This is a genomic window from Cellulomonas hominis, from assembly GCF_005239125.1.
GTDB lineage: Bacteria > Actinomycetota > Actinomycetes > Actinomycetales > Cellulomonadaceae > Cellulomonas > Cellulomonas hominis_A.
Genome location: NZ_SZYE01000149.1, coordinates 1 through 9,791, shown reverse-complemented (window position 1 = coordinate 9,791; position 9,791 = coordinate 1). Strand labels below are relative to the sequence as shown.

9 protein-coding genes and 1 pseudogene are annotated in these 9,791 nt (G+C 77.8%); 3 read left to right on the top strand and 7 right to left on the bottom strand.

The annotated features are described in order from the left end of the window. The coding region (locus FA014_RS15020; RefSeq protein WP_230323211.1) for an MFS transporter at positions 1-1,272 on the top strand (1,272 nt) is incomplete at its 5' end. Positions 1,273-1,377: 105 nt separating this feature from the next. Here FA014_RS15020 and FA014_RS15015 read toward each other — a convergent pair. From FA014_RS15015 to FA014_RS14995, 5 genes are all read right to left on the bottom strand, one after another. Further along, positions 1,378-2,301, bottom strand: coding sequence for a cation diffusion facilitator family transporter (locus tag FA014_RS15015; RefSeq protein ID WP_154730464.1), 924 nt, complete (start codon positions 2,299-2,301; stop codon positions 1,378-1,380). Positions 2,302-2,377: 76 nt separating this feature from the next. After that, a complete protein-coding gene (locus FA014_RS15010) occupies positions 2,378-2,584 on the bottom strand; it encodes a Trm112 family protein (protein WP_154730463.1) in 207 nt (68 codons plus the stop codon). Next, on the bottom strand, positions 2,581-4,068 hold the full coding sequence (locus FA014_RS15005; protein ID WP_154730462.1) for a phosphomannomutase/phosphoglucomutase: 1,488 nt from the start codon (positions 4,066-4,068) through the stop codon (positions 2,581-2,583). Before FA014_RS15005 ends, FA014_RS15010 begins: the two co-directional genes overlap by 4 nt. Positions 4,069-4,127: 59 nt before the next feature. After that, the gene (locus FA014_RS15000; RefSeq protein ID WP_230323209.1) at positions 4,128-4,421 is read right to left on the bottom strand and encodes a hypothetical protein; all 294 of its coding nucleotides are present in this window, start codon (positions 4,419-4,421) and stop codon (positions 4,128-4,130) included. A gap of 6 nt (positions 4,422-4,427) precedes the next feature. Beyond that, positions 4,428-4,808, bottom strand: a complete 381-nt coding sequence (locus FA014_RS14995; protein WP_154730461.1) for a DUF3499 domain-containing protein — start codon at positions 4,806-4,808, stop codon at positions 4,428-4,430. 73 nt (positions 4,809-4,881) lie between these two features. Between FA014_RS14995 and FA014_RS14990 the strand changes: the two genes are divergently transcribed. Together FA014_RS14990 and FA014_RS14985 are read left to right on the top strand one after the other, a co-directional pair. Next, on the top strand, positions 4,882-5,361 hold the full coding sequence (locus FA014_RS14990) for a metallopeptidase family protein (protein ID WP_154730460.1): 480 nt from the start codon (positions 4,882-4,884) through the stop codon (positions 5,359-5,361). Positions 5,362-5,373: 12 nt separating this feature from the next. Further along, positions 5,374-6,300 carry a glycosyltransferase family 2 protein gene (locus FA014_RS14985; protein WP_154730459.1) on the top strand — a complete coding sequence of 309 codons (927 nt, stop codon included), beginning with the start codon at positions 5,374-5,376 and terminating at the stop codon, positions 6,298-6,300. Between the two features lie 36 nt (positions 6,301-6,336). Here the strand turns inward: FA014_RS14985 and FA014_RS14980 are convergent, their stop codons facing one another. Both FA014_RS14980 and FA014_RS20105 read right to left on the bottom strand, forming a co-directional pair. After that, a complete protein-coding gene (locus FA014_RS14980) occupies positions 6,337-7,971 on the bottom strand; it encodes a DUF5719 family protein (protein ID WP_154730458.1) in 1,635 nt (544 codons plus the stop codon). A 1-nt stretch (position 7,972) separates the two neighbouring features. Continuing rightward, positions 7,973-9,791 (bottom strand): annotated as a pseudogene (locus tag FA014_RS20105) (glycosyltransferase family 2 protein); the annotation flags it as partial.

The window sequence follows — 9,791 nt, the reverse complement described above, 5'->3', positions numbered from 1 at the left end:
CCGCCCGCGGCGCCCCCGGGCCCGGCAGCGGCCCGGGGCCCGCGGCTGTGGCCGATGGCGACCGGGACGTTCGCCATCGGGTTCGGCTCGTACGTCATGGCCGGGCTGGTGCCGAGCGTGTCCGCCGAGCTGGACGTCCCGGTCACCCAGGTCGGCGCGCTGGTCAGCGTCTACGGGTTCACCTACGCGATCTCGACGCCGCTGCTGACGCTGGCCGTCGGGCGGGTGCCCCGCCGGCTGCTCATGTGCGTGGCGCTGGCCCTGTTCGCGCTGGCCACCGGGGCCACGGCGTTCGCCACGACGTACGACCAGGTGGCGGTCCTCCGCGGGCTGTCCGCCGTCGCCGCCGGCGGGTTCACGCCGACCGCGACCGTGCTCGCCGCGCGGCTGGCCCCGCCCGGGCGGCGCGGGCGGGCCGTGGCGACCGTGTTCGGCGGGCTCACGACGGCGACCGTGCTCGGCGCGCCCGCGGGCAACCTGCTCGGGCCCGCACTGGGCTACCGCGGCGTGTACGCGCTGGTCGGGGCGCTGGCGCTGGTGGCGCTGGTGAGCGTCCTCGTGCTGGTGCGCGTCCCGCGCCCCGCCCCCACCCCCGCCGACCCCACCCCCGCCGAGATCGGTGCCTCGCGCCGAGATCGGTCCTCGCACGCACCGATCTCGGCGGGGACCACCGATCTCGGCGCGCCCCGCGCCGCGCCGGGCCCCGCGCTGCCGGGGCTGGTCGGCGTCGTCCTGCTGGTGTCGATGCTGGAGACCGCGTCCGCGCTCATGGTGCAGACGTACTCCGCACCGCTGCTCACCGAGCTCGCCGGGCTCACCGGCGCCCTGCTCAGCGCCGTGCTGCTGGCGTACGGGGTCGCGGGGGTCGCGGGCAACGTCGTGGGCGGGCGGCTCGCGGACCGGTTCGGCGCCGCGCGCAGCATCGTGCTCGCGCTCGGCACGTCGGCGGTCGCGCTGCTGCTGCTCACCCCGGCCACGGCGACGGCGTGGACCGCGCTGGCGGTGTTCGCGCTCTGGGGGTTCGCCGCGTGGGCGATGAACGCCCCGCTGCAGAACGTGCTGCTCACGCTGGCCGGCCGGCACGGCCAGCTGGTCGTCGCCCTCAACTCGTCGATCATCTCGCTCGGCACCGGGCTCGGCGCGCTGGTGGGCGGCTGGGTCGTGGCCGGGCCGGGCTACGCCGCGCTGGGCACCGCGGCCGCGGCGGTGATGCTGCTGGCGGTCGTCCTGGTCGCGGTCCTGTCCCGCCGTCCGGCCGTCGCGGCCGTCTGACGCGGTTCGGGTCCCCCCGCCCCCGGGAGCGGGAACGGGTGGAGCCTCCTGCCGCACGCGCCGGCGTGCCGGGCAGGACGCTCCGCCCGAGGGGTGTCGGCGGGGTCAGCCGACCGGCAGCGCGTGCCGGAGGTCCGGCTCGAGGTAGATCACCCGCGCGATCGGCACCGCCGCCCGCACCCGCTGCTCCGCCGCGTCGATCGCCACGGCGACGTCCTCGGCCGTGGCTGCCGCCGGCACCTCGATCTTGGCGGCGACCAGCAGCTCCTCCGGGCCCAGGTGCAGCGTGCGCAGGTGGATGACCGACGGCACGCCCGGGCCGACGAGCGCGCCGCGGATGGCGTCCACGTCCCGCCGGCTGGCCGACTCGCCCAGCAGCAGGCTCTTCGTCTCCACGGCCAGCACGATCGCGATGACGACGAGCAGCAGGCCGATCGCCGCCGACCCGACCGCGTCCCAGCGGCCGTCGTGGGTCACCAGGGTCATGGAGACGCCGAACAGCGCGAGGACCAGGCCGATCAGCGCACCGAAGTCCTCCAGCAGCACCACGGGCAGCTCGGGGGCCTTGGCGGTGCGGATGTAGGACACCCAGCCCTGCTTGCCCCGGGTGTGGTTCGCCTCGCCGATCGCGGTGCGGAACGACAGGCCCTCCATGACGATGGCCGCGACCAGCACCACGAGCGGCACCCACTGCCAGGACTCGATCGGGTGCGGGTCCGCGAACTTGTGCCACGCCTCGTACAGCGCGAACAGGCCGCCGAGGCTGAACAGCACGATGGCCACGATGAACGCGTACATGTACCGCTCGCGCCCGTAGCCGAACGGGTGCTCCTCGTCCGCCTCGCGCCGGGCGCGCCGCCCGCCGACGAGCAGCAGCAGCTGGTTGCCCGAGTCGGCCACCGAGTGCACCGACTCGGCGAGCATCGAGCTGGACGACGTGAGCAGGAAGGCGATGAACTTCGTCACCGCGATGCCCAGGTTCGCGGACAGCGCGGCGATGATCGCCTTGTTCCCGCCTCCGTGTGCCATGCCGGTCCCTCCGCTGGTCAGCGCGCGGGCGACCGAGGTCCCCCGGGGCCGCCGCGCGGTGGCCCGAGCGGAGATGCTAGACCGGACGGGCCTCGTCGGCGAGGAGGACGGGGATCCCGTCGCGCACCGGGTACGCGAGCGGGCGGTCCGGGTCCGTCGACACCAGCTCGGGCTGCCCGCCCGGGCCGACGCCGTCCACGAGGGTCGCGCCGGTCACCGGGCAGCGCAGCAGCTCCCGCACCCAGGGGGCGAGGCCGGTGGTCCCGACGGGCTGCTCGGTCACGCCGCGCCGCCCTGGCGGACCAGCGCGAGCACGTCGTCGCGGACCTTCTCCATGATGTCCTCGTCCGCGGCCTCGACGTTCAGGCGCAGCAGCGGCTCGGTGTTGGACGCGCGGAGGTTGAACCACCACTGCGGCTGGGAGTCCCAGTGCGAGACCGTCAGCCCGTCCAGCTCGTCGACCGTGACCGGGCCGGCACCCTGCTGCTCGACGTACGCCTCGACCACGCGCGCGCGGGCGGCGGCGACGTCGGCGACGCGGGAGTTGATCTCTCCCGAGGCGACGTACGGCTGGTACTGCTCGGCGAGCGCCGACAGCGGGTGCGGCTGGCCGCCGAGCGCGGCGAGCACGTGCAGCGCCGCGAGCATGCCGGTGTCCGCGAAGAAGAAGTCGCGGAAGTAGTAGTGCGCCGAGTGCTCGCCGCCGAACACCGCGTCGGACTCGGCCATCTGGGCCTTGATGAACGAGTGGCCCACGCGGGTCCGGACGGCCTTCGCGCCGGCCGCGGTCACCAGGTCGGGCACGACCATGGAGGTGATGAGGTTGTGGATGACCGTCGGGGTGCGGCCCTCGGCCTTCTCCCGCTCGATCTCGCGCAGGCCCACCAGGGCCGTGATCGCCGACGGGCTGACCGGGTCGCCGTTCTCGTCGACGACGAAGCAGCGGTCGGCGTCGCCGTCGAACGCCAGGCCGATGTCGGCGCCGTGCTCCACGACCGCCTTCTGCAGGTCGCGGAGGTTCTCGGGCTCCAGCGGGTTCGCCTCGTGGTTCGGGAACGTGCCGTCGAGCTCGAAGTACAGCGGCACGACCTCGAGCGGCAGCTCCGGGAGGCCGGCGCCGGTGCCGAGCACGGCGGGCGCGGTGAACCCGCCCATGCCGTTGCCGGCGTCCACGACGACCTTGAGCGGGCGGATGCCGGACAGGTCGACCAGGCCGCGCAGGAACGACGCGTAGTCGCCCAGCAGGTCCTGCTCGGTCACCTCGCCGGCGGCGACGCCCTCGCCCGCGGCCGGCACGCCGTCGCGCAGGTACTCGGACGCGAGGTCGCGCACCCGGGACAGGCCAGAGTCCTGGCCGACGGGACGGGCGCCCGCGCGGCAGAGCTTGATGCCGTTGTACTCCGCGGGGTTGTGGCTCGCGGTGAACATGGCGCCGGGGATGCCGAGCTTGCCCGAGGCGAAGTACAGGCCGTCGGTCGAGCACAGCCCGATCGTGATGACGTCGACGCCCCGCGCCGCGAGGCCCTCCGCGAACGCGCCGACCAGCTCCGGGCCCGACGGCCGCATGTCGTTGCCGATCACGACGCGCGGGCGTGCACCGTCCGCGGCCTCGGGGAGCACGACGACGTCGGCGAAGGCCGCGCCGATCGCGCGGGCGACGTCGGCGTTCAGCTGGTCCGGGACCGTGCCCCGGACGTCGTACGCCTTGATCAGGCCGGTCAGGTCGGGCAGCGCGGAGGTCTCAGGCACGGCGTCACGGTATCCCATCGGCGCCTCCTCACGCGGAGTCCCCCGGGTGCCGCCCTCCTACCGCGCGCGCGACGGGCTCAGCCCCGGCTCGACCGCCGCACGACCTCGTCCCGGCTGAGCGACGTCCCGTCGCCGTCCAGGGGGAACCACGCGCGGTGCTCGCACTCGTGGCAGGACACGAACGTCACGTCCGTCCCGTCGGCCAGCGCGAGGTGCAGGCGGGTGAGGCGGGCCGACCCGCACACCTCGCACTCCTCGGTGCCGGGCGCGTGCCCCGACCCGGCCTGGCTGAGCGAACCCAGCGGCGTCGGCTCGGGCTCCCCCCGCCGTCCCTTGCGGCGTCCCGCCGCCCCGCCCCCCGCCCCGGCCATCGCGGGCTAGTCCTGCTCGCCGCGCAGGACGCGCAGGTGGCCGCGGCGCCGTTCGGTGTCGAGCTCCCCCGCCGGCGGCAGCCCGTCCGGCACCGCGGCGGCGTGCCGGGGCGCCGGCCGACCGGCCTCCCGCACGGCGTCGGCCAGCGCGAGCAGGTCGTCGTGGCTCGGGCCGGTCTCCACGAACTCGGGCGTCAGCCGGACGACGTCCCACCCGCGCGGGGCGGTGAGGCGCGAGGCGTGCTCGGCGCACAGGTCGTAGGAGTGCGGCTCGGCGAGGGTGGCGAGCGGGCCGAGGACGGCCGTCGAGTCGGCGTACACGTAGGTCAGGGTCGCGACCGCCGGACGACCGCACGCGGTGCGGGAGCACTGGCGGACGGGTCTCACGGGGTAGAACCTACCGCCGCTCCCCGCGGGAGCGTGCGCGCGACCCGCGTTGTCACCCGGATACAGTGCCGGGGTGGCACCCCGACGGCACGTCCCCGCCGTCCCCGGCACCCCCGGCGGACCGGTCCCCCGCGTCGGCGCGGTCCGGCGGCGGGACCGCCGCGGCCGCGGCATCCGCGGCCCGCTGCTCCCGCCGACGCTGCCCGCGCACCGCACCCGGGCCGAACGGTTCGACGACCTGGTGCTGGACTCCGTGGAGCGCCTGGAGGCCCGCTGGGGCCGGTACCTCGACGGGGTGGAGTTCGCGGTCGAGGACGTGCCGCCGTCCGACCCGGCGCCGTGGGAGCACGGCGGCGTGCCGCTCGGGCGGTCGTTCCCGTCCCAGCCCGGGCTCCCGCCCCGGATCGTGGTGTACCGGCGGCCGGTGGAGTCCCGCGCGGTCGACGCGGACGAGCTCGCGGACGTGGTGCACGAGGTCGTCGTCGAGCAGGTCGCGCACCTGCTGGGCCGGTCGCCCGAGGAGGTCGACCCGGAGCTCGGGGACGGGCGGTAGCCTGACCCGGCCATGACGACCACCCCCGAGCCGCACCGCGCCGCCACGACCCCGCCCCCGGAGGCCGTCCCGGACCCGGCGGCGGATCCGGCGGACCGCCCCGCCGTCCGCGTCGTCACGATCGTGTACCACCCCGGACCCGAGCTGGCCGACTTCGCCCGCTCCCTCGCGTCCGCGACGACCGCGCCGGTCGAGCTGGTGCTGGTCGACAACGGCACGGAGCCCGGGACCGCCGACGAGGTGGCCGCCGCGGCCGGCGGGCGCGTCCTGCGCACCGGCGCGAACCTCGGCTACGGCGGCGGGGCGAACGCCGGCGCGCGCGGGGCGACGCAGCCGTTCCTGGTGGTGGCGAACCCGGACGTCGTCTGGGAGCCGGGCTCGCTCGACCTGCTGCTCGACGCCGCCGCGCGGCACCCGGACGCCGGGGCGCTGGGTCCCGCGCTGCTGAACGAGGACGGGACGGTGTACCCGTCGGCGCGCGAGCTGCCGTCGCTCACCCAGGGCGCCGGGCACGCGGTCCTCGGCAAGGTCTGGCCGGGCAACCCGTGGACCCGCGCCTACCAGCGTCGCCAGGAGACCGCGGGCACCGAGCGGTACGCGGGGTGGCTCTCCGGGGCGTGCCTGCTGCTGCGGCGGGACGCGTTCGAGGCGGTCGGCGGGTTCGACGACGACTACTTCATGTTCTTCGAGGACGTCGACCTCGGCGAGCGGCTCGCGCTGGCGGGCCACCCGAACGTGTACGTGCCCGCGGCGCGGGTGACGCACGTCGGCGGGGTGTCCTGGAAGGCGAAGCCGGCCGCGATGATCACGGCGCACCACCGGTCGGCCGAGCGCTACCTGCACCGGCGGTACCACCGGTGGTACCAGTGGCCGGTGCGCGCGGCGGTGTCGCTGGGCCTGCGGGCACGCGAGGTCGTGGAGCTGCGCGCGGCCCGCTGAGGCCCGTGCGCGCGCCCGGCGCCGCCGTCGCGCGGGTCAGCCCAGGCCGACCCGGGTGGCCGCGCGGACCTGCGCCGTGGTCACCGCGGCGGCGTCCGTGACCGGCGACAGCACCGAGACCAGCGGGCCGCTCGGCCGGGCGACCGCGGCGTAGAGCGACCACGCCAGGTCGACGGACGGGTCGTCCGGGGCCACGACCTCGACGCCGGCGACGCCCGTGCCGAGCTCGGCGGCCGGGTAGGCGACGGTCGACCCCACCGGCACCTGGACGTCCTGCTCCCCCACGACGCCGGCCGCGCCGTACGCACGCAGCGTGACGGTCACCGTCGGACCCTGCGCCGCGGTGGTCGCCTCGGGGTCGGGCCGCTGGCCCTCGGTGGGCTCGGGGCTGGGCGAGGCGGGCGCGGTGGCGGCCGGCGCCGTCCCGGCGTCGCCCGTCGGCACGGCCGTCAGGGTGAGCGTGCCCGTCGCGCCCGCCGGGACGGTCACCAGCCCGCTGCCCGGCGTGGTGGCCGCGGTCCAGGCGCGCTCGAGGCGCGGACCCTCGTCCAGCTCGCCGGCCTTCCCCTCGCGGGCGATCATCGCGCCGGCCACGACGGGCTCGGTGGCCTCGACGACGGCGGTGTAGCTCCCGGCGGCCAGCCCGCCGAGGGACACGTCGGTCACCTCGCCGGCAGGCAGGTCGAGGTCCTGGGCCCCGGGCAGCGCGACGTCGCCGTCCGGCCCGAGCAGCCGCACCGACGCGGTCGCGCCCTCGTCGCCCGGGACGAGCAGCCGCAGGGCGCCCGCGTCCGCGGCGTCCACCTCGGTGGCGACGACGGAGATGCCGGGCACCACCTGGCTGGTCGACGGGCCGGTGCCCGCGGTGACGAGGTCGGTGCCGCGCGGGGTGAACCCGTCGAGCAGCGAGTCCTGCAGGTACGCGGACACCTGCCCGCCCGCGGCGGTGACCCGGACCGCGATGCGGCGCTGCTCGGCGGCGACCCCGGGCAGGGACAGCACCCGCTGCGCGCCGGGGGCGACGAGGAACGTGCCGCCGTTCGCGAGGTCCACGGCACCCGAGGGGCCCCACGCCTGGACGGTCACGTCCGCGGGCGTCGCGCCCGGGTTCACGACCACGAGGTCCGCGGTGCTCTCGATCTCGGTGCTGCCGCCCACCAGCCAGACGTCCGCCGCCGGGCGCGCGCAGGAGGCGGCGGACAGGCCCCGCAGGTCCCCGTCGAGGACCACCGACGACGTGGCGCCGGCGACCCGGGCGGGCTCGTCCCCGGACGGCTCCGCGCGCAGCACCGTCGCGGCGGCCGGCGAGGACACCGACCCGGTGCCGCCCGCGAGCGCCACGGGGTCCGCGCCGAGCACGGTGAGCGACGCGGTGCCGGAGGCCACGGTGTCGAACCCGGTGACCTTCTCGACGGGGGCGACGGGGACGCGGTCGAACGCCGAGTCGCCGGACAGGGTGTCGTCCGGCAGCTGCAGCGGCCCGGGGCAGACCAGGGTCGTGGCGGTCGGGGCGACCGCGACGGTCGCGGCCGGCACCGGGTCCGGCTCGTCGGCCGGCGCGGCCACCGCGAGCGCCACCACGCCGCCGGTCAGGGCGAGCACCAGCGCCGCGGACAGCACGCGTGCGGTGCGCCCGGTGCGGCGCCGGCGCCCGGTGGTCGGGTCCGTCACGTCATCGCCTCCCAGCCCGACGGCGCCGGACGGGCAGCGCGAGCAGCAGGGCGAGCAGCCCCACCGTGCCCTGCGCGACCGTCCACGCCGTCCGGTCGGGCGCGCGGTGGACGACGACCAGCCGGCCACCCTCCGCCCCGACCTCGAACGTCTGCCGCCAACCGTCGGTCACCGCGCGCAGCGGCCGGCCGTCGAGCGTCGCGCGCCAGCCGGCGTCCGCGCGCTCGGCGAGCACCAGCAGCCGGCCGGTGGCCCCCGGCTCGATGTCGGTCGCCACCTGCGGCACGCCTCCCGGCACGGCGGGCACCGCGACGGCGTCCGCCGAGGTCAGGCCGTCGGGGTCCTGGGTGGCGCGCGCGTCGGGCACCAGCCGGGCCCAGGCGGTGACCACCGGCGGCACCGTCGTGGCGTCGCCCGTCGCGGCGTCGGTCGGCTCCGCGCCGACGGCGCCGCCCGACGGCTGCACGCGCCAGATGACGCCGGACTCGACCTCGGTGATCCGCTCCAGGCCGGGGGTGGCGTCCAGCCGGCCGACGAGGGCCGTGCGCGCCTGCTGCCGCGTGAGGTCGTCCTCGCCCGCGGGCAGCGGGGGCACCAGGACGTCCGCGACCGCGAGCGCGGCGAGGTCGGCGGCGACGTCCGTGCTCGACCCGACGGCCAGCGCGCCCACCACCCCGGTGACCTCGGCCGCGGCCGCGTCCGGCTCCACCGGGTCGCCGTCGGCGAGCCCGCCCGCGAGCCCGGCCGTGCGCGCCGCCGCGGCGGACTCCAGCACCTGCGGGCCGTCGCCGCGGAGCAGCTGCCAGTCCACCGCGCCGCCCGCCGCCGTGGCGCCGTCCGGCGCGGCCGACGGGATGAGCGCGAGCACCCGCGGGGCGTCCGCGGACTGCTGGGTCTGCCGGCCGATCGCCGGCACCACCGCGCGGTCCAGGGTCGTCAGCTCCGCGGCGGCGCCGTCCCGCGCCTGCCAGGCCCAGCCGCCCCAGGCGACCAGCGGCAGCGCGACGACCAGGACGGTGACCACCGCGGCGGTGAGCTGGCGCCAGCCGAAGGACGCGCGGTCCAGCCAGGCCCGGGTCCCGCGGGTGCCGAGCACGGCGGCGGCGAGCAGCCCCGCCATCGCGAGGGAGACGCCGGAGCCGGCCCAGCCGACGACGACCGTCCCGTCGTCGTCGGCACCGACGGCGACCCGGGCGGCGACGAGGGCGACCGCCGCGCCGACGGCGGCGGCGAACCAGCCGAGCCGGACCGCGCGGGCGACCGGTGCCCCGCGGAGCAGGGCGATCAGCGCGAGCAGCAGCACGGCGCCGCCCGTCGCGACCGGCCACCAGGTGACGACGGCCTCGGGCACCCAGCCCGGCAGCCAGGACGGGACCAGCGCGGCGGCGTCGACCGGCACGCCGAGCAGCGTCGCCACCGGGGAGGCCGGGTCCGACGCCAGCGGGGCCCCCGGGTCGGCGAGCAGCAGGCGCACGCCGTCCAGGCCGCGGGACGCGGCCTCGGCCAGCAGCGGGCCGAGGAGCACCAGGGCCGGCACCGCGGCGAGCGCCACGCGCAGCCGGCGGCCGCGCGGGGCGCACGCGGCGACGACGAGGAGCACCAGGACGCCGGGCAGCAGCAGAGCGGGTGCCCCGGCCGCCACGGCGGCGAAGGCCAGGGACGCGGCGGCGGCTGCGGCGATCGAGCCGGTCCGGCGCGCGGGGGCGGTGGGGAGGGCGGTCACGTCGGGCGACCCGTCGGCGGCGTCGGGCTCGTCGCCAGCGACGGGGTCGTCGCCCGCGGGGGCGTCCCGGTCGGGGGCGGCGTCCGCGTCGGCGGCA